This window comes from Frankia sp. CpI1-P, assembly GCF_001421075.1.
Taxonomy (GTDB): domain Bacteria; phylum Actinomycetota; class Actinomycetes; order Frankiales; family Frankiaceae; genus Frankia; species Frankia torreyi.
Window position 1 is genome coordinate 14,977 of record NZ_LJJX01000046.1, and the last position, 22,351, is coordinate 37,327.

Sequence of the window (22,351 nt, forward strand, 5' to 3'; positions counted from 1 at the left end):
NCCCGCGTCCCAAGGACGGCTGGCTGGAGGGGGAGATGCTGCTGTTCGTCTTCGACGGCGGCCTGCTGCCCGCCGCCTGGCGCGAGCGCATCCGGCTCGACATGGATGAGCTCGTCAACTTCGCCTTCGTGCCGGTGGACGAGGTCGACCGGCTGCTCCCGCCGTTGCACGCCCGCCGGGTCGCCGCGGCCGCCCGCCTGCGGCGCACCCCGCACCGGGCCGGCTACCTGGAGCACGGCGAGCAGATTCCCGTCCAGACCCTGGCGCGTGGGACGGCTGGGCGTAGCGCGGTGCGCTGTCCTCCCGACCCCGCGCCCGGTCCCGAGCTCGCCGACTGGCCGGCCGATCTCGGTGCGCTGTCCGTCAACACCCGGGAGAGCCACGGCTGACCGATCCGTGGGCTCGGCCCGATCCGTGGGCTCGGCCCGCTCTGCGCCCGCGGCGAGTCGGGGTCGGCGGCGAGTCAGGCTGGGTCGATGGCCAACTCGGCAAACGACGCGACGCAGTGATGAGTGCCGGCGACGTGGTGCGGCTCGTCGGGCCGCAGGACAGCGACGGTGGCGAACCCGGCGGCCCCCGCGGCGTCGAGTTCGGCGGACACGTCGGACAGGAACACCGCGCGCGGCGGCGTCACGGCGAGCTCGGCGGCGATCCGGCGGTAGGCGGCCGGATCGCGTTTGGGCCCGGCGCTGTCGATGTCGAAGTATCCGTCGAACAGGCTGGTCAGATCGCCCGCCGGGGTCGCGGCGAACCAGGCCCGCTGGGCGCGGGCCGAACCCGACGAAAACACCGCCAGCCGGACCCCCGCCGCGTGCCAGCGCCGCAACGCGGGGGCGACATCGTCGAACAGCTCACCGTCGAGCTCCCCGGCCGCGAAACCCGCTGCCCAGATCAGCCCCTGCAGCGCCTTCAACGGCGCCACCTTGCGGTCATCGTCGCTCCACCGGGCGAGCGCGGCGACGACCCGCTCCACCGGCGCGTCGGCCTCACCGAGCAGCGACCGTGCCTCGGTGACGATCCGGCGCACCTCGGGATCATCACCGTGCTCGCGGACCCACGGCCCCAGCCGCGCCCGGGCATACGGAAACAGGGTGCCCAGCACGGCGGCGGTGGGACTGGTCGTCCCCTCGATGTCGAGCAGGGCGAGCCCGGCGCTCAGGCGCGGCGGGTTCACGAGGCTGCGGCCGGCCCTTCGGTGGCCGGCGCTCCGGTGGCCGGCGCTTCCGCCGCCGGCTGGGCGGCGCTCGCGGCCCGCCGGGCGAGGGCGTCGAAATCAGGAATCCGGGTGGCGATGTCGCTGCCGGTGAACGCGCCGACCCAGCCGTCCTCGGCGCGGAAGAACCGGACGGCGGCGAAATCCGGATCGACGCCCATGTCGAACCAGTGGGTCGTGCCCTTCGGCACGCTGATCAGATCGCCGGCCTCNCAGCGCACCGCCTGCACCCGATCGTCGACGTGTAGGTAGAACACGCCGCTGCCGGCGGCGAAGAACCGGATCTCGTCGTCGTCGTGGGTGTGCTCGGCGAGAAAACGCTCCCGCGCGGCGGCCGCCACCTCGCGCCAGTCGGCCGCCGCGGTCGGGTGCAGGGCGGCGACGTCGACGAGGACGAATCCCTCGGCGGCGGTCAGCGTGTCAATCCGCNAGCGGTAGGCGGCGAGGATTTCCTCGGTTCCGGCGCCGGCCGGCAGCCCGGGGGCCAACGGCCACCGCTCGAAACGCACGGATATTCCGGTCAATACCGCCGCGATCCGCGCGGGATCGGCGGTTTCTTCGAGAAGGCGCGGCCGGGTATCGGCCGTCCACGTCGTGAGATAGGTCATCGCCCGTCAATGTTCCGCCGGGCCGGGATGCGGGTCAAGGCCGGTGTCCGGTGCCGCCGACCGGGTGTATCCCGGTCGTTTCGCCGGGCGCGACCCACGGTCATCGGTTACGGTCCGATCATGGTAGATGCCGGCGACCCCGAGCCGCGGCCGCTGGTCTGGACGGGCACCTCGCTGCGCCTGCTCGACCAGACCGCGTTGCCCGAGACGCTGGTCCACCTGGAGGTGGACGACCCGGACGAGCTGGTCGCCGCGATCCGCNGGCTGGCCGTGCGCGGGGCACCCGCGCTCGGGGTCGCCGGGGCGTTCGGCGTCGTGCTCGCGCTGCGTAACGCCGAGCGTGACGGCTGGGCACCCGGGCGGCTCGACGCGGCGCTGCGCCGTTTGCGGGCCGCCCGGCCGACCGCGCTGGCGCTCGCCGCCGGCGTCGACGCGGCCGCCCGGCGCATCCCCGACGGCCTGCCGGCGGTGCTGGCGGTGGCCGAGCGGCTGGCCGCCGAGGACGAGGCCGCCAACCGGGCGATCGGTCGGCACGGCGCCGACGGCGTGCTCGCCCGCACGACCCGGCGCCCCCTGCGGGTGTTGACGCACTGCAACACCGGCTCGCTCGCCACCGCCGGATGGGGGACCGCGCTCGGCGTCATCCGCGAGCTGCACGCCCGCGGCGCCGTCGAGGTCGTCCACGTCGACGAGACGCGGCCGCTGCTGCAGGGCAGCCGGTTGACCGCCTGGGAGCTCGCCCGGGCCGGCATCGACTGCCGGATCCAGGCCGACGGCGCCGCCGCGGGCGCGATCCTGCGCGGCCTCGTCGACGTCGCGCTGGTCGGCGCGGACCGGATCGCCGCCAACGGGGACGTCGCGAACAAGGTCGGCACGGTCGGGATCGCGCTCGCCTGCGCCTACGCGGACATCCCGTTCGTCGTCGCCGCGTCGCGCTCGACGATCGACCCGGACACCCCGTCGGGGACGGACATCCCGATCGAGGAGCGCGACGGCGCGGAGGTACTCACGCTGGCCGGCCACCCGATCGCGCCGCCGGGCGTCCGCGGCTTCAATCCCGCGTTCGACGTCACCCCCGCCCACCTGGTCAGCCTCCTCGTCACCGAGGACGGCGCGAGGCCCGGCGGCCCGCTCCCCACGGTCACCTGACCGTCCGCTCCGCCGGATGGTCTCGGCGTCACCCGACCGTCCGCTCCGCGCTGCGCACGGCCCACTCGCACAGCCACTCCACCGCTTCGGCCCGGTGCCGGGCGGCGACCAGGTCGGTGCCCCAGACGTACATCCCGTGCCGGGCGACGAGGACCGCGGGCGTCGCCGGGTCCCACGCCGCGCTCACCCGCCCGGCGAGCACGGTCATGTCCTGGCTGTTCGCGACGACCGGCAGCCGGACCGGATCGCCGTCGGCGGCGCGGCCGAGCGCCTTGAGCATCTCGTGGTCGCGCAGGGTCAGCCCGGCCGGGAACCGGTCGGCGGCCAGCACCGAGGCGACCGTGTGCAGGTGGACGACCGCACCGGCCCCGGTCAGCGCGATCAGCCGGGCATGCAGGACGGCCTCCGCCGACGGCCGCCGCAGCGGGCCGCCCGCCGCTCGCGACCTGCCCGCACCCGGCGGCTGCGCCANCTCGGTCGGCACCCCGCTGGTCGGCGCCCCGCTGGTCGGCAGCCGTCCCGTCGGTACCCCGGCGCCGTCCAGCTCGACGACGTCGGTCGCGGCGAGGGCACCCTTGTCCAGGCCGCTCGCGGTGACGAGGATCCGCACGGGATCCGTCCCGACGACCACCGAGAGGTTGCCGGAGGTCGCCCGCATCCAGCCGAGCCGCGCGTAGCGCGCCGCCTCCCCGGCGAGCGCGGCGCCCGGTTCGAGCCCACCGCCGCCGTTGCCGCCGTCATCCCTGAAGCTGTCGTCGCCGGGCGCCGCCGGTGCCGTGGCCATGCCCATGGCGCGAGTATGGGCGCGCGGCGGGCCCATCGCGGCACATCCGGCCCGGCCACCGATGGCTCACACATGATCATCTGGCGGGGTTGAGGACCCTGTGAAACGATTCATGCGCTTGGAGTAACTAGGTGGACGTGTCCTCCGGCCGCGGCCGGGGCGGTCCCGGCGGCGGAGGGGGTGCCGTGTGCGCAGGTATCTGGTCGAAGGTCTCGGAACGTTCGTGCTGGTCCTCGGCGGGGNGGGGACGGCCGTGCTGGCCCGCGACGCCGTGGGCGTGCTCGGGGTCGCGCTGGCGTTCGGGCTTGCGCTGCTCGTGTTGGTGTACGTGATCGGGCCGATCTCCGGCTGCCACGTGAACCCGGCGGTGACCCTCGGGCTGCTGCTGTGCCGGAAGATCGAGCCGAGGCACGCGCTCGGCTACGTGGCGGCGCAGTGCGTGGGCGCGATCGTCGCCGCGGGCACGGTCTGGCTGCTCGCCGACGCGGGGCCGTTCGGGTACTCGCCCGGCCTGCAGGGGCTCGGCGCCAACGGCTACGGCGTGCACTCGCCGGGCGGCTACGGTCTCGGCGGCGTCTTCCTCGTCGAGATCCTGCTCACCGCGCTGCTGGTGTTCACGGTGCTCGGCGCGACCGACGTCCGGGCCCCGTTCGGCTTCGCGGGACTCGCGATCGGGCTGGTCCTCGTCCTGTGCAACCTGATCAGTATCCCGCTCGACGGCACCTCGGTGAACCCGGCCCGCTCGCTGGGTCCGGCCGTCTTCGTTGGGGGCTGGGCGCTCGGGCAGTTGTGGTTGTTCATCGTGGCGCCGGCGATCGGCGCCGCCCTCGCCGCGGCCTCCTACCTCGGCCTGCGCCCGGGATCGCAGGTCAGCGCGTCCACCGCCGAGGCCGAGCTGCCGCAGGAGTCGCTGAGCCGGATCGCCCGGGAGACCGCCCGGCTCATCCGCGGCGGCGTCGAGTAGACCAGATCGGCGAGGGCTCAGCCCTGGGCGGCGTCGGCGAGCGCGTCGGCGGTCGCCTCGATGAGCTCGTCGGCGATGAGCCCGACGGTGACGCGCAGGTGGTCGCCGTCCAGCGGGGCCGCCTCGAACGGTGTGCCGGGCGCGGCCCCGATGCCGCGGGCGGCGAGCGCGACCAGGGCGACCTGTTCGTCGGCGACGTCGACCCACAGGTTGATGCCGTCCGCGCCGACCGCGTGAACCCCGCGCGCGGCGAGCGCGGCGAGCATCCGTTCCCGGCGCGCGGTGTAGCGGGCGCGGGCGGCGGCGAGCGTCCGCTCGGTCGCCGGGTCCGCCAACAGCTCGGCGAGGACGGCCTGCAGCAGCCGGCTCGACCACCCCGGGCCGAGCAGGCGGCGGGTGGCCACCGCCTCGACGGTGGCGGCGACCCCGCCGACGGCGGCCAGGCGCAGGTCCGGGCCGTGGCTCTTGGAGAAGCTGCGGATGTGCACGCAGGATGCCGGCAGGTGGCGGCCGAGGCTCACCGGCGCCGCGAGGGCCACGTCGCCGGCGTGGTCGTCCTCGATCACGGTCACCCCGGTGCCGGCGAGCAGCTCGGCGAGTTCGCGGGCGCGGTGCTCGGTCATGCTCACCCCGGTCGGGTTCTGCGCCCGCGGTTGCAGGTACAGCGCGACCGGGCGGGTGGTCAGGGCCTCGCGCACCGCGTCGGGACGCACCCCGGCGGCGTCCGACGGAAGCGCGACGACCTCCGCTCCGACCAGTTCCAGCAGGTCGAGCAGCGGCGGGAAGCAGGGGTTCTCCACCAGCACCCGGCTGCCGTAGCCGACGAGCGAGCCGGTCACCCGGTCGAGGGCGTCCATGGCCCCGTCGACCACCGTGATCGCCTCGGGAGAGAACGGCCAGCGGGCCCGTAGTGCCTTCTCCAGTTCGGGCAGCACGGGGTCGTCGAGGTAGCTGGTGGTCAGGTTGCCGCGGGCGATCCGGGCCAGCGCGGGGGCGAGGTCGGGCAGCAGCGCCGGGTCGGGCGTTCCGGTGGAGTAGTCCCGCCCGATCCGGCCGGGACTGCGGGTCACCCGCCGGTAGCGCCGCGCCCCGCCGACGGTGGGCGCGGCGCTCTCCAGCACGAAGGTCCCGGCCCGCCCGCGCGGCACGATGACCCCGGCGCGCGCCAGCGTGCGCCAGGCCTGGCTCACCGTGGTCGGGCTCGTCCCGAGGATCGCAGCCAGTTCCCGCACGGTGGGCAGCCGGGCCCCGCCGGGCAGGCTCCCCGCGGAGACCAGCCGGCTCACCGCCCCGGCGATGCCCCGCGCGGAGCGGTCGTCCACCGCGGCGGCGATCAGTTCGAGCATGGCGTTCGTCCCCTGCCTGTAACAAATGGTAACAACAGGACAATTGTCCGGGTTGAAGTGTGACAGTAGTCTGCGGTCAAGCAAAACCGATCCTCCGGCGTGCGCGGACCGGCGGCGGGGTAAGGCGAATGGCGCCGGACCGGCCCGCGGCGGTGCGCCGAACCGGTGCACGGCGGATCTGACACGACAAATTTCTACGGCAGACCGTCGGGCGAACACGCAGCGGCCCGGCCGGCCGGCGACAGGGGTGGTGCAGGCATGTCCAGGGTGATTCGAGCCGCTCTCGTCCAGGCCCGCTGGACCGGCGACAAGGAAACGATGATCAAGGCGCACGAGGAGTACGCCCGCTCCGCCGCCGCCGCCGGGGCGAAGGCGATCTGTTTCCAGGAGCTGTTCTACGGCCCGTACTTCTGCCAGGTGCAGGACCCCGCCTACTACGCCTACGCCGAGTCGATTCCCGGGCCGACGACCGAGCGTTTCCAGGCGTTGGCCGCGGAGCTCGGCCTGGTCATGGTGCTGCCGATGTACGAGCAGGAGCAGCCCGGCGTGCTGTACAACACCGCGGCCGTCCTCGACGCCGACGGCCGCTATCTCGGCAAGTACCGCAAGACCCACATTCCACACGTGACCGGGTTCTGGGAGAAGTTCTACTTCCGGCCAGGAAACCTGGGATTCCCGGTCTTCGACACCGCGATCGGGCGGGTCGGCGTCTACATCTGCTACGACCGGCACTTCCCCGAGGGCTGGCGGGCGCTCGGCCTCAACGGCGCCGAGATCGTGTTCAACCCATCGGCGACGTCGCGTGGCCTGTCGAACTATCTGTGGAAACTGGAGCAGCCGGCCGCGGCGGTCGCCAACGAGTACTTCATCGGCGCCATCAACCGGGTCGGGATCGAGGACCTCGGCGAGGACGACTTCTACGGCACGTCCTATTTCGTCGACCCCGAGGGCGCGTTCGTCGACGGCACCGGCGACGCGCACGAGCCCGAGCTGATGGTCCGCGACCTCGACCTGGACCTGCTGGCCGAGGTGCGCAACCGCTGGGCCTTCTACCGGGACCGCCGGCCGGACGCCTACGGCGACCTCACCGCCCCCTGACCCCACCCCGCCGCAAGGAGGGATCTGACGCATGAGAACGCTCATCACGGGTGGGACGCTGGTCGGACCGCTCGGCGCGGCCCCGACGGACGTGCTCGTCGACGGCGAGACGGTGGCCGCCCTGCTCGCCCCGCCGGCCGCGCTCGGTGCGTCCGCCCGGGGTGCGGCCGGCGGCGGGCCGGCGGCGAGCGGCGCGGGCCGCCCGGCGGTCGACGCCGACCGGGTCATCGACGCCACCGGCAAGTACGTCATCCCGGGCGGGGTCGACGTGCACACCCACATGGAGCTGCCCTTCGGCGGCACCGCGGCCTCCGACACGTTCGCCACCGGCTCGGCCGCCGCGGCCTGGGGCGGCACGACCACGATCGTCGACTTCGCCGTGCAGCGCACCGGCGAGGTCGTCGAGGAGGGCCTGGCCGCCTGGCACGCCAAGGCCGAGGGGCAGTGCGCGATCGACTACGGCTTCCACATGATCATGGGTGGGGTCGACGAGGCCGCGCTCAAGGCGATGGACTCCCTCGTCGCCCACGAGGGCGTCACCAGCTTCAAGCTGTTCATGGCCTACCCCGGCGTGTTCTTCAGCGACGACGGCCAGATCCTGCGGGCGATGCAGCGCGCCGCCGACTCCGGCGCCACGATCATGATGCACGCGGAGAACGGCCTGGCCATCGACGTCCTCGTCGCGCAGGCGCTGGCCCGCGGCGACACCGACCCGATCCACCACGGCCTGACCAGACCGTCGGCGCTGGAGGGCGAGGCCACCCACCGGGCGTCCGTGCTCGCCCAGGTCGCCGGCAACCCCCCGCTGTACTTCGTGCACCTGTCCGCCTCCGAGGCCCTCGGGGTGGTCAGCGCCGCCCGGGCCGCCGGGCGCAACGTGTTCGCCGAGACCTGCCCGCAGTACCTGTACCTGAGCCTGGAGGAGCACCTGGGCGCCCCCGGCTTCGAGGGCGCCAAGTACGTCGCCTCCCNGCCGCTGCGCACGAACACCGCCCCGCACGCCGACGACCTCTGGCGGGGGCTGCGCACCGACGACCTCGCCGTCGTCTCCACCGACCACTGCCCGTTCTGCCTCAAGGAGCAGAAGGAGCTCGGCCGCGGCGACTTCTCGAAGATCCCGAACGGGATCGGGACCGTCGAGCACCGCATCGACCTGATCTACCAGGGCGTCGTCACCGGGAAGATCTCACTGCAGCGCTGGGTCGAGACCTGCGCGACCACCCCGGCGCGGATGTTCGGCCTTTACCCGCGCAAGGGCGTCATCGCCCCCGGCTCGGACGCGGACATCGTCGTCTACGACCCGAACGCGACGACGACGATCAGCGCCGCCACCCACCACATGAACCTCGACCACTCGGCCTGGGAGGGCTTCGAGATCGCCGGGAAGGTCGACACGGTGCTCTCCCGCGGGTCCGTCGTCGTCTCCGGCGGGCAGTTCAGCGGCCGTGCCGGCCACGGCCGCTACGTGCCCCGCGGCCTGTCCCAGTACCTGCGCTGACCTGCGCTGACCTGCGTTGACACGGAAGAGGAGGTGCGGCGATGCGGACGATCGGTCATCTCATCGGCGGGGCCGAGGCGGCGGACGCCGCCGGTCGCTACGCGCCAGTGTGGAACCCGGCGACCGGCGAGCAGCAGGCCCGCGTCGCGCTCGCCTCGGCGCAGGAGGTGCGCGCCGCGGTCGGCGTCGCCCGCGCGGCGGCCCCGGGCTGGCGGGCGACGCCGCTCGGCCGCCGGGCCGAGGTGATGTTCCGCTTCCGCGACCTGCTCGACGCCGGCCGCAAGGAGGTCGCCCGGCTGCTGACCGCCGAGCATGGCAAGACCCTCGACGACGCGCTCGGCGAGATCGCCCGCGGCCTGGAGAACGTCGAGTTCGCCTGCGGCGCCCCGCACCTGCTGCGCGGCGGCTACTCGGAGGAGGTCTCCGCCGGCGTCGACGTCCACGAGGTGCGCCAGCCGCTNGGCGTCGTCGCCGGCATCACCCCGTTCAACTTCCCGGCGATGGTGCCGCTGTGGATGCTCGCGAACGCGCTGGTCTGCGGCAACGCGTTCGTGCTCAAGCCCAGCGAGCGCGACCCGTCCCCGGCGCTGTTCCTCGCCGAGCTGCTGGGGCGCGCCGGGCTGCCCGACGGCGTGCTCAACGTGGTGCAGGGCGACAAGGTCGCCGTCGACGCGCTGCTCGACCATCCCGACGTCGCCGCGGTGAGTTTCGTCGGCTCGACCCCGATCGCCCGCTACGTCTACGAACGCGCCACCGCCGCCGGCAAGCGGGTGCAGGCCCTCGGCGGGGCGAAGAACCACATGGTCGTCCTGCCCGACGCGGAGATCGCCGCGGCGGCGGACGCCGCGGTCTCCGCCGCCTACGGCTCGGCCGGCGAGCGCTGCATGGCGGTGTCGGTGGTCGTGGCGGTCGGGGAGGCCGCCGACCCGCTGGTCGAGGCGATCGCCGCGCGGGTGCGCGGCATCCGGGTGGGACCCGGGTATGACGCGGCCAGCGAGATGGGGCCGCTGATCACCGCGGCGCACCGGGACCGGGTCGCCGCCTACCTCGACACCGCCACCGCCCAGGGGGCGAGCGTCGTCGTCGACGGCCGCACCGACCCCGCCACCAGCGGCCCCGGCTTCTTCCTCGGCGCGAGCCTCGTCGACCACGTGCGGCCGACCAGTGCCGTCTACACCGACGAGATCTTCGGGCCGGTGCTCGCCGTCGTGCGGGTCGCCACCTACGACGAGGCACTGCGGCTGATCGAGGACAACCCGTACGGCAACGGCGCGGCGATCTTCACCCGCGACGGCGGGGCCGCCCGGCGGTTCACCGCCGAGGTGCAGGCGGGGATGGTCGGCGTCAACGTGCCGATCCCGGTGCCGGTCGCCTACTACAGCTTCGGCGGCTGGAAGGGTTCGCTGTTCGGCGACCTGCACATGTACGGCCCGGACGGGATCCGCTTCTACACCCGGACCAAGGTCGTCACCTCCCGCTGGCCCGACCCGGCGACGAGCTCGGTCGACCTCGGCTTCCCCCGGACGNGGTGACGCGGTGGACGTCGGAGTGGTGCTGCAGACGAACCCGCCCGCCTCCCGGGTGATCGACCTTGCCCGGCAGGCGGAGAACCTGGGCTTCAGCCACGTCTGGACCTTCGACTCCCACCTGCTGTGGGAGGAGCCGTTCGTCATCTACAGCCAGATCCTCGCCGCGACCCGCAAGGTGCTGGTCGGGCCGATGGTGACCAACCCGGCGACCCGCGACTGGACGGTCACGGCGTCGCTGTTCGCNACCCTCAACGAGATGTTCGGCAACCGGACGATCTGCGGGATCGGCCGGGGCGACTCGGCGGTGCGGGTCCTCAACGGCAAGCCCACGTCCCTGGCCACCCTGCGGGAGTGCATCGAGGTCGTGCGCGAGCTCGCGAACGGGCGCAGCGCGCAGGTCGACGGCAGCACCGTGCGCTTCCCGTGGGGCGCGGCGAGCCGGCTCGACGTCTGGATCGCCGCCTACGGGCCGAAGGCGCTGGCGCTGACCGGGGAGATCGGCGACGGGTTCATCCTCCAGCTCGCCGACCCGGACATCGCTGCCTGGACCATCCGGGCGGTGCGCCGCGCCGCCGAGCGGGCCGGGCGGGACCCGGCGGCGGTGAAGTTCTGCGTCGCGGCGCCCGCCTACATCGGCGCCGCGGACCCGCTGTCGCTGGCCCACCAGCGCGACCAGTGCCGCTGGTTCGGCGGGATGGTCGGCAACCACGTCGCCGACCTCGTCGCCCGCTATGGCGCGGACGGCTCCGTGCCGACCGCGCTGACCAGCTACATCGCCGGCCGCACGGGCTACGACTACAACGAGCACGGTCGGGCCGGCAACGCCCACACCACGTTCGTCCCCGACGAGATCGTCGACCGGTTCTGCCTGCTCGGCCCGCCGGAGGCCCACATCGAGCGGCTGGCGCAGCTCGCCGAGCTCGGCGTCGACCAGTTCGCCGTCTACCTGCAGCACGACGCCAAGCTCGCGACCCTCGAGGCGTACGGCGAGACGGTGATCCCCGCCGTCGCCGGCACGGTGCGCGCCACCTCCGCCGGCACCCAGCCCCCCGCCCCGGTCGCCCCGGCGACCGGGGCGCCGTCGGCGACGCCGCCCGCGGTGTCTCCTGCAGGGCCGCCAGCGGACCCGACTCCGGCGGCCGGCGGATGACCGACGCCGCCCTGTCGACGGCCGCGGCGGCGACCGTGGCCGGTCCCGCCACCGGGGCCACGCCCACCGGCGACCCCGCGGGCCCCGACCCGCTCGGCCTGCCGCCGCGGCGGCAGGCCGCGGGCGTGGCGGCGCGGGACCGACTGCGCCGGGGTGTCCTCGCGCTCGTCGCGCTCGTGCTGCTGTGCGCCGTGTGGGAGGGCTACAAGGCGGTCGGGTCGCCGCAGGGCACCCGGCTGTGGGGCGCGCCGGTGCTGCCGCGGACCACGGACGCGGCCATGCCGCACGTCTGGTCGGTGCTNGCGGAGCTGGGCCGGCCCGAGCTCAGCCTGCGCGACGACCGCACCGTCGGGGAGTCGGTGCTGCGCGGGATGTGGTTCTCGCTGCGGGTGGCGCTCGCCGGCTTCGGGGTCGGGGTCGGGGTCGGCGTGCTGCTCGCCGTCGCGATGGCCCGCCTGCGGGTGCTGGAGCGCGGGCTGCTGCCGTACGTGATCGCCAGCCAGACCATCCCGCTGGTCGCGCTCGCCCCGCTGGTCGCCGGCTGGGGCGGCCGGCTGCACCTGGGCGGTCTGGCCTGGCAGCGCTGGATGTCGGTGGCGCTGATCGCCGCGTACCTGGCGTTCTTCCCGGTCGCCGTCGGGATGCTGCGCGGGCTGCAGGCGCCGGCGGCGGAGTCGGTGGAGCTGATGCGCAGCTACGCGGCGTCATGGTGGCAGACGCTGATCCGGCTGCGGCTGCCGGCGTCGGTGCCGTACCTGATGCCGGCGCTGCGGCTCGCGGCGGCCTCGGCGGTGATCGGCACGGTCGTCGCCGAGATCTCCACCGGCACCCGCGGCGGCGTCGGGCGACTGATCATCGACTACTCCATGTCGGCGAGCAGCGACGCGACCCGGCTGTACGACGCGGTGCTCGGCGCCGCGGCCATCGGGCTGGTCATGGCCGCCGCGGTGGCGCTGTTGGAAGCGGCGGTCGGCCGCCGGTGGGGCCGTCATGCCTGACGGGCCGCGCGGGCGGCGCACGGAAGCGAGGACGAGCGGCATGACGGCGGAGGCGGTAGTGGAGGCGGTGGCGGCGGCGGAGGAGGAGGCGGCGGTGGTGGTGCGCGGGGTGACGAAGGCGTTCGACGTCGCCGGGGCGGCGCCNGCCGTGGCACTGACGGACATCGACCTGACGGTCGCCCGCGGCGAGTTCGTCTCGCTGATCGGGCCATCCGGCTGCGGGAAGTCGACGCTGCTGCGGCTGGTCGCCGACCTGATCCCGCCGACCCGCGGGGAGATCCTCGTCGGCGGCCGGCCGGCCCGCCAGGCCCGCCTCGACCAGGACTACGGCATCGCCTTCCAGCAGGCCGGCCTGTTCGGCTGGCGCACCGTGCTCGGCAACGTCGAACTGCCGCTGCAGGTCCACGGGATGCGCAAGGCCGAACGCCGGGCCCGCGCCCGGGAGCTGCTCGACCTGGTCGGGCTCGCGGACTTCGCCGGCCACTGGCCCGGCCAGCTCTCCGGCGGCATGCAGCAGCGGGTGGCCATCGCCCGCGCCCTCGCCGAGCGGCCCCGGCTGCTGCTGCTCGACGAGCCGTTCGGCGCCCTCGACGAGATGACCCGCGAGCGCATGCAGGCGGAGCTCGCCCGCATCCGGCGGGAGACCGGGACCACCGTCATCCTCGTCACCCACTCGATCCCCGAGGCGGTGTTCCTCTCCGACCGGGTGGCGGTCATGTCGGCGCGGCCGGGGCGGATCACGGCGATGGTCCCGGTGGAGCTGGCGGCGCGGGCCGGCGTGGGCCGCGGCGTCGACAGCACCGACCTGCGGGAGCAGCCCGAGTTCTTCGCCGCGGTCACCGCCGTGCGCGAGGCGCTGCGCGCCGGCGAGTCCGCCCTGCTGCGCGTTGCGTCGGGCGGCGGCGCGCCGGCGGGGGCAGGTCCGGCGGGGGGAGGTCCGGCGGGGGGAGGTCCGGCGGGAGTCGGTCCGGCGGGGGGAGGTCCGGCGGGAGTCGGTCCGGCGGGAGTCGGGGCTTCGTGAGCGGGGTTCGGCCGACCGCCCGGGTGCTGGCCCGCGGGCGGGCGATCCTGCCACCGCTCGTCGTCGCGGTCGTCGTCCTCGGCGCCTGGCAGGCGTTCGTCGACCTGGGCGACGTGCAGCCCTACCTGCTGCCGAGCCCATCGGCGATCGCCCACCAGTTTCGCGAGCACGTCGGTCCGATCCGGTCGGCGGCATGGGTCAGCGGGGTCAACGCGGCGGTGGGGTTGGCCCTCGGCGCGGTCGCGGGGCTGGTCGCGGCGATCGTGGCGGCGCGCTCCCGGCTGATCGACGGGATGCTCGCCCCGGTCGCCGCCGCGATGAACGCGATCCCGATCATCGTGCTGGCCCCGCTGTTCAACGCGATGTTCTCGACGACGTCGTCGGTGCCGCGGCGCGCGGTGGTCGCGGTCGTCGTGTTCTTCCCGGTGTTCGTCAACACCGCCCGCGGGCTGCGCGAGGTCGCCCCGGTGCACCGCGAGCTGATGCGCAGCCTCGCGGTCGGGCCGTGGCGGTTCGCCCGGACCGTGTCGCTGCCCGGGGCGCTGCCGTTCTTCTTCACCGGGCTGCGGCTGGCCTCGTCGCTCGCGGTCATCGCCGCCGTCGTCGCCGAGTACTTCGGCGGCCGGCAGAACGGCCTCGGTTCACGGATCACCTCGGCGGCGGCGAACAGCGCCTACCCCCGGGCGTGGGCGTTCGTCGTCGCGGCCTGCCTGCTGGGCCTGCTGTTCTACCTGGTCGTCCTGGCGGTGGAGAGGGCGGCGATGCCCTGGCGCCGACACGCCGGTCGGTAATGCCACCAACCGGGAATCCGGCATTTATTCACAAGGGGTAACGGGAGCGATATGAGAAGGAAAAGGACGCTGGGTGGGCTCGCGGCCGGGTTGGCCGCGGTGCTGGCCCTGGCCGCCTGCGGCTCGGACGGGGGCAGCAGCGGCTCGGATGCGTCGACGACCGGCACCGGGGCGAAGCTCACCCCGGTGAAGCTGCAGTTGCAGTGGTTCACCCAGGCGCAGTTCGCCGGCTACATCGCCGCGAAGGAGAAGGGCTTCTACCGCGACGCCGGTCTCGACGTCAAACTGCTGGAGGGCGGCACGGACATCGTGCCGCAGACGGTGCTGGCCCAGGGGCAGGCCGACTTCGCCGTCGCCTGGGTGCCGAAGGCGCTGGCCTCCCGCGAGCAGGGCGCGCAGATCACCGACATCGCGCAGATCTTCCAGCGTTCCGGCACCCGGCAGGTCAGCTTCGCCGACGCCGGCATCAGCGGGCCGGCCGACCTCAAGGGCAAGAAGGTCGGCAACTGGGGCTTCGGCAACGAGTACGAGCTGTTCGCCGGCATGACCAAGGCCGGTCTCGACCCCGGCAAGGACGTCACCCTCGTCCAGCAGCAGTTCGACATGAACGCGCTGCTCTCCGGCGACATCGACGCCGCCCAGGCGATGAGCTACAACGAGTACGCCCAGGTGCTGGAGGCGAAGAACCCGAAGACCGGCGAGCTGTACAAGCCGTCGGACTTCACCGTCGTCGACTGGAACGACGTCGGCACCGCCATGCTCCNGGACGCGGTGTGGGCCTCCACCGACAAGCTCCAGAACGACCGGGCGTACCAGCAGACCGCGACGAAGTTCCTGACCGGCTCGCTGCGTGGCTGGATCTACTGCCGCGACCATGCCCAGGAGTGCCGTGACCTGGTCGTCGCCGCCGGCTCCAAGCTCGGCGCCAGCCACCAGCTCTGGCAGACCAACGAGGTCAACAAGCTGGTCTGGCCGTCGCCGGAGGGCATCGGCATGGTCGACAAGGCGGCCTGGGACCGGACCGTCCAGATCGCCAGGGCGACGAAGAACGCCGACGGCCAGACCGTCCTCACCAAGGCCCCCGAGGGGCTCGCCTACACCAATCAGTACGTCGAGCAGGCGCTGTCGGCGCTCAAGGGTGACGGCGTCGACGTCACGGGGTCGAGCTTCAAGCCGCTGACCGTCACCCTGAACCCGGGCGGCGGCTGACCCGTCCCCCCGTCTCCGCCGTCACACCGACGGCGCCCCCGCTCCCGGCGCCGGTGAGATCCGATGGTCCGTGGCGCCGCCGCGCGCCCGCCGGCCCGACCGTGGGTCGGTGGCGCGCGGCGCGTCCGCCCGGACCGGGCGGTCCCACCCGCGGGACGCCGACGACGAGGAGAGGACCCGATCCCTTGACGACCACCCCCGCCACCCCCGCCACCCCCGCCACCTCCGCCACCCCCGGCACCCCGGGCGTCGCCGGCCGCAGCGAGGCGTACCTCGACGATCGTCGGCACATGTTCCACTCCTGGTCGGCCCAGGCCAGCCTCGACCCGGTGGTCGTCGCCGGCGCCGAGGGGAGCTGGTTCTGGGACGAGTCCGGCCGGCGCTACCTGGACTTCTCCTCGCAGCTCGTCAACGCCAACATCGGCCACCAGCACCCGGCGGTGGTCGAGGCGATCGTCGCGCAGGCCCGCTCGCTGACGACCGTCGCGCCGTTCCACGCCCACGAGGTGCGCTCCCGCGCCGCGCGCCTCATCGCCGAGCGCGCGCCGGGCGACCTCGACCGCGTCTTCTTCACGAGCGGCGGGGCCGAGGCCACCGAGAACGCGGTGCGTATCGCCCGGCTCGCCACCGGCCGCCACAAGATCCTCGCCGCCTACCGCTCCTACCACGGGGCGACCGGCGGCTCGATCACCCTGACCGGGGAGCCGCGGCGCTGGCCCAGCGAGCCGGGGATCCCCGGCGTGGTGCACTTCTTCGGGCCCTACCCGTACCGCTCGCCGTTCCACGCCGCCGACGCCGCCCAGGAGTCCGACCGCGCGCTCGCCCACCTCGCGGAGGTGATCACGCTGGAGGGCCCGGCGACGATCGCGGCGATCATCGTCGAGCCGGTCGTCGGCACCAACGGGATCCTGGTACCGCCGCCGGGGTACCTCGCCGGGGTGCGTGAGCTGTGCGACACCCACGGCATCGTGTTCATCGCCGACGAGGTGATGTCCGGCTTCGGCCGGTGCGGCGAGTGGTTCGCCGTCGACCACTGGGGGGTCGTCCCGGATCTGATCTGCTTCGCCAAGGGCGTGAACTCCGGGTACGTCCCGCTCGGCGGGGTGATCCTCGCCCCGCACCTCGCCGACGCCTTCGCCGAGCGCCCCTACCCGGGCGGGCTGACCTACTCCGGGCACCTGCTGGGCTGCGCCGCCGCGGTCGCCTCGATCGAGGCGTTCGAGGCGGAGGGGATTCTCGACCATGTGCGGAGGCTCGGCACCGAGGTGATCGGGCCGGAGCTGGCGAAGCTGGCAGCCAACCATCCCTCGGTCGGCGAGGTCCGCGGGCTCGGTGTGTTCTGGGCACTGGAGCTGGTCCGCGACGGCGCCACCCGCGAACCGCTCGTGNCGTTCAACGCCGCCGGCCCGGCCGCGGCCCCGATGGGTGCGGTCGCCGCGGCCTGCCGCGAGCGCGGCCTGTGGCCGTTCACCCACTTCAACCGGGTGCACGTGGTACCGCCGTGCACCATCTCCGAGGCGGACGCGCGCACCGGGCTGGCGATCCTCGACGAGGCGCTGACGGTCGCCGACGGCTTCACCACGGGCTGACCGCACGCGCCGGGGCCCCGACAGGCACGTGCCTGCCGGGGCCCCGGTTCGTCAGTTCAGCGGTCCGCGTGGGGACGCCCCCTGTTCGCGGGCGGACCTGGCGGGTCGCCTCAGTGGGTGGGTTCCCCCGCGCGGGGGCTGCCCTCCTCCCGTCCCGGCTGGCCGGGGACCTGGCGGACGTGACCGCCGGTGCCGACCGGCTGGCCGGCGGAGGTCAGCGCGTCCGGGGGCAGCGGGGTGTGCTGCAGCTCCTCGATGTCCTCGGCGGACTCGACGGAGATCCGCGGCAGGATCCGGTCGAGCCAGGCCGGCACCCACCAGTTCGCCTTGCCGAAGACGTGCATGAGCGAGGGCACGAGCACGGTCCGGATGATGAACGCGTCGATCACGATCGCGCTTGCGAGCCCGAGGCCCATCAGCTTGATCACGCGTTCGTCGCCGAGGATGAACGAGGCGAACACCAGGGTCATGATGGCGCCGGCGGCGGAGATGACCCGGCCGGTCTCGGCCTGCCCGAGCGAGACGGCGAGCCGGTTGTCCCGGCGCGCGGTCCACTCNTCGTGCATCCGGCTGACCAGGAACACCTCGTAGTCCATGGACAGGCCGAACAGGATCGCGAACAGGATGACCGGGATGAACGCCTCGACCGGGCCGCCGGTGATGCTGAACAGCGACGAACCCCAGCCCCACTGGAACACCGCGACGACGACGCCGAAGGCGGCGCCGACCGCGAGCAGGTTCATCACGGAGGCGGTCAAGGGCACCAGCAGGCTGCGGAAGACCGCCACCAGCAGCAGGAAGGCGAGCACGACCACGACGCCGATGAACAGTGGCAGCTTGCTCGACAGCGTGNTGGAGAAGTCCTCGAAGATGGCCGTGATGCCGCCGACGTAGATCCCGGTGTGGGACGGGTTGGCCTGTGGGACCACGTCGTCGCGCAGCTTCTTCAGCAGCTTCGAGGTGTCCTCGGCCTGGGGACTGGTCGTCGGGTACAGGGAGACGATCGCCGCCTGGCCGTTCGGGCTCGGCCGCGGCTCCGACACCGACGCGACGCCCGGAGTGGCGCGGGCCGCCTTCACCACGGCGTTCAGGTTGGCCGTGTCCTGCGGCGACTTGATCTCCGCGACGATCGTGAACGGGCCGTTGAAGCCGGGGCCGAACCCGTCGGCGAGCAGGTCGTACCCGCGCTTGGTGGTCTTCGAGCTGTCGCCGTTGCCGAGGTCGGAGGAGCCGAGCCGCAGCGAGAAGAACGGGATCGCGATGATGAGGATCACCACGGCGCTGATGACGGCGAACAACTGGGGCCGGCGCTCGATGCCCTTGGCCCAGCGCCACCAGAAGCCTCCGGTGTTCTCATGCTCCGGGCCGCTGTCGGCGAGCTTGCGCCGATCGCGCTTGCTGAGCACCCGCATGCCGTAGAAGCCCAGCAGGGCGGGCAGCAGCGTGACGGCCGCCGCCATGGTCATCGCGACGGCCACCGCCGCCGAGATCGCCACGCCGTACAGGAAGCTCACCCCGAGGGCGAACATGCCGAGNAGCGCGATGCAGACCGTGATGCCGGCGAACANCACGGCGCGGCCCGAGGTGTTCACCGCGGTGACCGCGGCCTCCTCGGGAGACTTGCCGGCCCGCAGGCCGATGCGGTGCCGGTTGACGATGAACAGCGCGTAGTCGATCCCGACGCCGAGGCCGATCAGGGTCGCCAGGATCGGGCTGAACTCGGCGATGGTGAGCACGTGCGAGAGCAGGATGATCAGCAGGCTGCCGACGCCGAGCGCGACGATAGCGGTGATCAGCGGCAGCGTCATGGCAAGCAGCGAGCCGAAGGCGATGAACAGGATGATCGCCGCGGCGGCGATGCCGATGAACTCGCTGTAGCTCTGCTGCTGCTGCTCGGTGATCGACACGACCTGACCGGTGGCCTCGACCTGCAGGGTGCTGGAGTCGTAGCCGCGGGCGGTGTCGACGAGCTGCTGGATGTCGTCCTTGGGCAGGTCGATGCCCTGCTCGTCGAAGTCGATCGTGGCGAAGGCGGTGTGCCCGTCGGAGCTGATCTGCGAGGCCCCGCGCGGGCCGTAGGGGCTGCCGACGTCCGAGACGTGCGGGACCTTGGCCAGCTTGTCGAGCATCTCCGTCGCCGGCGCCTTCAGGGCCGGGTCGGTGACGGCGACGCCGTTCTTGCTGTGCAGCACGATGGTGGCGCTGTCTCCCGAAGCCGCCGGGAAGTCGCGCTGCAGCAGGTCGATCGCCTTCTGCGAGTCGGTGCCGGGCAGGGAGAAGGCGTCCTTGTAGTCGCTTCCGGNCGCCTGGCTGACCCCTCCGAGGACGGCAATCGCGGCGATCNACAGGAGCAGTACGAGCCGGCGGTGCCTGAAGCACCATCGGGCGAGCGAAGCCACGGTTTCCCCTCGAGCGTTGATGATCGGTCGGTGTCGTCACCTGCGACGTCTTGATCGGCAGCGGTCCGTTGCTTGCTACCTGGGAACTTACCGGTCGTTTAGTAGGTAAGCTTGAGGGTAACATTCGTCGCGGACTCGATCGGAGGGGTGCAGGGCTGCCATGGTCGAGTCGACGTCACCCGGGTCAGCGAGCGATACCAGGTCGCGGATCCTTGCCGCCGCGGTGAGCCTCTTCGGAGAGCAAGGGTATGCCGGCACTTCTGTGAGGGACATCTCCGAGCGACTCGGCGTGACGAAGGCAGCACTCTATTACCACTTTCCGTCGAAGGAGACGATCCTCGACGCGCTGTTGGAGCCCTTCGTCTCCGAACTGGGCCGGCTGGTCGAACTGGTCCGGCAGTCGCCGCCGCCGAGCGCCCGGGTCCTGCTGGAGCGGCTGGTGGACATCATGGCCGGCCCCGGCGGCGTCCTGCTCGCCTTCGTGAACGATCCCTCGGTGATCCATCGCAAGATCGGCAAGAGCGACATGCTCTCCCTGCAGCAGGCCCTGGTCGGGGCGCTCGCCGGTCCGGCGCCGTCGGACCTGCGGCTGCTGCGGGCGCACTGCGCGGTCGGCGCGCTGCGCGCGGGGATTCTCGGGATGGCGTTCGAGCGCGCCCACGCCCAGGCCCGGGCTGAGGACGCCGACGGCGCCGGGGCGGTTCCCGGTGACGCGCGGGTCGCCTTCGGCGGGTCCGATCTGACCGGTGCGCCCGGCCGCGGGGAGCCGCTCTGCTCGGCGGCGCTGCGCACCGTGGCGGCCCGGCTGCCGCAGAGCATGCGCCCGCTGGTCTCCGCCACCGAGCGGCGCGAGATCGTGGCCGCCGCGCTCGCCGCTCTCGGCGCCGAGGAACCGGCGCCCTGGTCGTCGGGATCCGTCTGCTGCCCCGGTGCGGGCGAGGGTGCCCGGTCCCCCGGGGCCACCGGATCGTGCGTGGAATCCGCGACATCCGGGGCGCTGTCCGTGCCGTCGGTTTCTTCCCCATCCGCGCTTCCCGGTGTGCGCGGAGTTGGGATCACCCGGATCGGTGGGGTGAATCCCTCGGGCATCCACCCGGGGTAGTCCATCCGCTGGATGGATGGGTGGATTGAACCGGCATTCGTACGGGTGATCGACTGGTGCGGTTGAGTGTCCGATTGGGGTAGTCGGCACCCCCGGTAGCCACCGAACGTGCCTCCGTCGTCGTGCCGGCGACCACTGTCGGACCTCCCGTGATGCATCTTCGGGGCCCATGTGTCGGATGTCACCGTGGCGGGTGATATCCCCGCCCGGTGGTCCGTCCATTAGGTTCGGAGAAATGCCGCTTTCGATCACGTTTGTCGAAGGCGGTAGGGTGGTCGTCGTGTGGAGGATGGATCAGTGCTCGGACGATGCCCCACCAGCCTGTCNGGCGTACGTCACAGACCGGCCCGACCCGGCGCGGGAACGATCCACGGATGAACCTGGGCGCCGACGGGGCTGCTCTGGTGGCGACCCGATCGGACTGACGGCAGGGTACTGACGGCGGAGGTGGCGGGCCTGTGCCCGCCGGTTGTGATGTCGTGGTGACGGCCCTGCCNCGGGTCGTCGCCGGGCAATTCCGGCGTGGGCAATGCGGTGGGAAATCACCCCAATACCCGGGCCGGCCGTGGGAAGCGGTTCGCACGTCCCAGCAGAAGATCCCGAATCCATCGTACGACCGCCAAATCGGACCGCACCCGCGGTCGGCGATAGCGGGACGGCTCCGATAGCGGGGGTCGTGACGATAGAGGGAGTGTGATAGGGAGTCCGGAGCCGCGCATGTGATCCGCCCGCCCCGATGTCGCCCATCTGACCATGGACGATCCGACTGCGGGACGGTGAAATGGTGGGAGTCGTGGACCTGGTGGCGCTCGCGCGCCCGGGGTCCTGGAGTCCGACGCTTGAGAAGCAGTAGCTGTCCGGATCGGCACGGCCATCGAGTGTGGTCGAAGCGGTGGTCCGACGGGAGAGCTCGTGCCATCGGACCATGCCGATCATGCTCGGTCGGGCCACCTCGCGACGCGGGGCGAGATGAGTGGGGAAAGCAGCAGGTGACGTGCAACCAGTGCCCGCGGGGGAGAACTGCGTGAAAGGAACGACCGGAAGTGGTGTGTCATGAGCACACGGTCCCGGCCTGCTTTCCGTGAGGGAGGGTTGACCGTCCTCACCAACCGGACCGCGCGAACGGGCACAGCCCCCGCCACCTGGCCGCCTCGAACGGCCGTCGTGACCGGCGCATCCAGCGGCATCGGCCGGGAGGCCGCCCTGCTGCTGGCCGCCGGCGGCTGCCGCTCGCTGTTGGTCGGCCGTAACGGCGCGGCGCTGGATGAGGTCGCCGCCGCCACGGAGGGTCACCGCATCTCCGTCGACCTGTCGGCCGCCGGCTCGGAGGTGGCGGTCGCCTCCCGGGCCAGTGAGCTGCTCGGCGACGTCGATCTGCTGGTGTGCTCGGCGGGGCTCGGCGCCGCCGGCCCGTTCGACGTGATGTCGCCGGAGGCGATCGCGGAACTCGTCGCGGTCAACGTCCTGTCGCCGATGGCGCTGGTCAGGGCCATGCTGCCGGCCATGCTCGATCGTGGGCAGGGGCGCATCCTGATCGTCGGCAGCATCGCCGGTGCGCTCGGCGTGCGCGGCGAGGTGGCCTACTCCGCGACGAAGGCGGCGATGGTCGGCTTCGCGGACGCGTTGCGGGCCGAAGTCGCCGGACGTGGCATCACGGTGACGTTGTGTTTACCTGGCGTCGTAGACACCCCGTTCTTCCACCGCCGCGGGGCGCCGTACGTTCGGCGATGGCCGCGGCCGATCCCGGCCGCGCTGGTCGCCGAGCGCATGCTGGCGGCGGCGGGACGGGGCAGCGCGGAGGTCTGGGTGCCAGGTTGGCTGCTCGGCGCGGTGCGGATCCACGGCGCGGTGCCGTCGCTGTACCGCAGGTTGGCGGGTGTCTTCGGATGATCCGGTACCGGGA

At 73.1% G+C, this 22,351-nt stretch carries 13 protein-coding genes and 18 pseudogenes; 20 read left to right on the forward strand and 11 right to left on the reverse strand.

Going from position 1 to position 22,351, the window contains the following annotated elements:
• Position 1: 1 nt before the first annotated feature.
• Positions 2–389 (forward strand): annotated as a pseudogene (locus FF86_RS56590) (NUDIX hydrolase); the annotation flags it as partial.
• Between the two features lie 74 nt (positions 390–463).
• Here FF86_RS56590 and mtnC read toward each other — a convergent pair.
• From mtnC to FF86_RS56605, 4 genes and pseudogenes are all read right to left on the reverse strand, one after another.
• A complete protein-coding gene (mtnC, locus tag FF86_RS24070) occupies positions 464–1,174 on the reverse strand; it encodes an acireductone synthase (RefSeq protein WP_044887422.1) in 711 nt (236 codons plus the stop codon).
• A pseudogene (locus FF86_RS56595) lies at positions 1,171–1,425 on the reverse strand (hypothetical protein); the annotation flags it as partial. The pseudogene FF86_RS56595 and the gene mtnC, both read right to left, overlap by 4 nt.
• 1 nt (position 1,426) lies before the next feature.
• A pseudogene (locus tag FF86_RS56600) lies at positions 1,427–1,642 on the reverse strand (cupin); the annotation flags it as partial.
• A 1-nt stretch (position 1,643) separates the two neighbouring features.
• Positions 1,644–1,821, reverse strand: a pseudogene (locus FF86_RS56605) (cupin); the annotation flags it as partial.
• 120 nt (positions 1,822–1,941) lie between these two features.
• Here FF86_RS56605 and FF86_RS56610 point away from each other — a divergent pair.
• Both FF86_RS56610 and mtnA read left to right on the forward strand, forming a co-directional pair.
• Positions 1,942–2,082 (forward strand): annotated as a pseudogene (locus FF86_RS56610) (S-methyl-5-thioribose-1-phosphate isomerase); the annotation flags it as partial.
• A 1-nt stretch (position 2,083) separates the two neighbouring features.
• A pseudogene (gene mtnA / locus FF86_RS24080) lies at positions 2,084–2,970 on the forward strand (S-methyl-5-thioribose-1-phosphate isomerase); the annotation flags it as partial.
• 28 nt (positions 2,971–2,998) lie between these two features.
• On the opposite strand, the gene FF86_RS56615 reads toward mtnA, so the two are convergent.
• Both FF86_RS56615 and FF86_RS63040 read right to left on the reverse strand, forming a co-directional pair.
• The coding region (locus FF86_RS56615) for a class II aldolase/adducin family protein (RefSeq protein ID WP_242419426.1) at positions 2,999–3,441 on the reverse strand (443 nt) is incomplete at its 5' end.
• Position 3,442: 1 nt separating this feature from the next.
• A pseudogene (locus FF86_RS63040) lies at positions 3,443–3,754 on the reverse strand (class II aldolase/adducin family protein); the annotation flags it as partial.
• A gap of 243 nt (positions 3,755–3,997) precedes the next feature.
• Here FF86_RS63040 and FF86_RS24090 point away from each other — a divergent pair.
• Positions 3,998–4,718: pseudogene (locus tag FF86_RS24090) on the forward strand (aquaporin); the annotation flags it as partial.
• A 17-nt stretch (positions 4,719–4,735) separates the two neighbouring features.
• Here the strand turns inward: FF86_RS24090 and FF86_RS24095 are convergent.
• Positions 4,736–6,064, reverse strand: a complete 1,329-nt coding sequence (locus tag FF86_RS24095) for a PLP-dependent aminotransferase family protein (RefSeq protein ID WP_044887419.1) — start codon at positions 6,062–6,064, stop codon at positions 4,736–4,738.
• 258 nt (positions 6,065–6,322) lie between these two features.
• Between FF86_RS24095 and FF86_RS24100 the strand changes: the two genes are divergently transcribed.
• The 14 genes and pseudogenes from FF86_RS24100 to FF86_RS56660 form a co-directional block, all read left to right on the forward strand.
• Positions 6,323–7,162, forward strand: a complete 840-nt coding sequence (locus FF86_RS24100) for a nitrilase-related carbon-nitrogen hydrolase (RefSeq protein ID WP_055870076.1) — start codon at positions 6,323–6,325, stop codon at positions 7,160–7,162.
• A gap of 31 nt (positions 7,163–7,193) precedes the next feature.
• Positions 7,194–8,133 (forward strand): amidohydrolase family protein (locus FF86_RS56625; protein WP_242419427.1); only part of this gene is annotated, 940 nt, incomplete at its 3' end.
• A gap of 1 nt (position 8,134) precedes the next feature.
• Positions 8,135–8,660: pseudogene (locus tag FF86_RS56630) on the forward strand (amidohydrolase family protein); the annotation flags it as partial.
• A 41-nt stretch (positions 8,661–8,701) separates the two neighbouring features.
• A partial coding sequence (locus FF86_RS56635; protein ID WP_242419428.1) for an aldehyde dehydrogenase family protein occupies positions 8,702–9,120 on the forward strand: 419 nt, incomplete at its 3' end.
• Position 9,121: 1 nt separating this feature from the next.
• Positions 9,122–10,186: pseudogene (mmsA, locus tag FF86_RS24110) on the forward strand (CoA-acylating methylmalonate-semialdehyde dehydrogenase); the annotation flags it as partial.
• Between the two features lie 10 nt (positions 10,187–10,196).
• A partial coding sequence (locus tag FF86_RS56640) for an LLM class flavin-dependent oxidoreductase (RefSeq protein ID WP_242419429.1) occupies positions 10,197–10,432 on the forward strand: 236 nt, incomplete at its 3' end.
• 1 nt (position 10,433) lies between these two features.
• Positions 10,434–11,339, forward strand: a pseudogene (locus FF86_RS24115) (TIGR03842 family LLM class F420-dependent oxidoreductase); the annotation flags it as partial.
• Between the two features lie 302 nt (positions 11,340–11,641).
• A pseudogene (locus tag FF86_RS56645) lies at positions 11,642–12,337 on the forward strand (ABC transporter permease); the annotation flags it as partial.
• A 145-nt stretch (positions 12,338–12,482) separates the two neighbouring features.
• Positions 12,483–13,358 (forward strand): annotated as a pseudogene (locus FF86_RS24125) (ABC transporter ATP-binding protein); the annotation flags it as partial.
• On the forward strand, positions 13,355–14,149 hold the full coding sequence (locus tag FF86_RS24130; RefSeq protein WP_044887415.1) for an ABC transporter permease: 795 nt from the start codon (positions 13,355–13,357) through the stop codon (positions 14,147–14,149). The pseudogene FF86_RS24125 and the gene FF86_RS24130, both read left to right, overlap by 4 nt.
• Before the next feature lie 51 nt (positions 14,150–14,200).
• A partial coding sequence (locus tag FF86_RS56650) for an ABC transporter substrate-binding protein (protein WP_242419430.1) occupies positions 14,201–14,912 on the forward strand: 712 nt, incomplete at its 3' end.
• A 1-nt stretch (position 14,913) separates the two neighbouring features.
• A pseudogene (locus FF86_RS56655) lies at positions 14,914–15,358 on the forward strand (ABC transporter substrate-binding protein); the annotation flags it as partial.
• 185 nt (positions 15,359–15,543) lie between these two features.
• The coding region (locus FF86_RS24140) for an aspartate aminotransferase family protein (RefSeq protein WP_255355902.1) at positions 15,544–16,746 on the forward strand (1,203 nt) is incomplete at its 3' end.
• A 1-nt stretch (position 16,747) separates the two neighbouring features.
• A pseudogene (locus tag FF86_RS56660) lies at positions 16,748–16,947 on the forward strand (aspartate aminotransferase family protein); the annotation flags it as partial.
• Between the two features lie 110 nt (positions 16,948–17,057).
• On the opposite strand, the gene FF86_RS56665 reads toward FF86_RS56660, so the two are convergent.
• From FF86_RS56665 to FF86_RS56685, 4 genes and pseudogenes are all read right to left on the reverse strand, one after another.
• On the reverse strand, positions 17,058–17,504 hold a 447-nt coding region (locus tag FF86_RS56665), incomplete at its 5' end, for an MMPL family transporter (RefSeq protein ID WP_242419431.1).
• Position 17,505: 1 nt separating this feature from the next.
• Positions 17,506–17,799 (reverse strand): annotated as a pseudogene (locus FF86_RS56670) (MMPL family transporter); the annotation flags it as partial.
• 1 nt (position 17,800) lies between these two features.
• A pseudogene (locus FF86_RS56675) lies at positions 17,801–18,482 on the reverse strand (MMPL family transporter); the annotation flags it as partial.
• Positions 18,483–18,515: 33 nt separating this feature from the next.
• Positions 18,516–19,249, reverse strand: a pseudogene (locus FF86_RS56685) (MMPL family transporter); the annotation flags it as partial.
• A 257-nt stretch (positions 19,250–19,506) separates the two neighbouring features.
• Here FF86_RS56685 and FF86_RS24150 point away from each other — a divergent pair.
• Positions 19,507–20,448: a TetR/AcrR family transcriptional regulator gene (locus FF86_RS24150; protein WP_044887412.1), complete on the forward strand. Its 942-nt coding sequence runs from the start codon at positions 19,507–19,509 to the stop codon at positions 20,446–20,448.
• 1,053 nt (positions 20,449–21,501) lie between these two features.
• The gene (locus tag FF86_RS24155) at positions 21,502–22,338 is read left to right on the forward strand and encodes an SDR family oxidoreductase (RefSeq protein ID WP_044887411.1); all 837 of its coding nucleotides are present in this window, start codon (positions 21,502–21,504) and stop codon (positions 22,336–22,338) included.
• Positions 22,339–22,351: the final 13 nt, after the last annotated feature.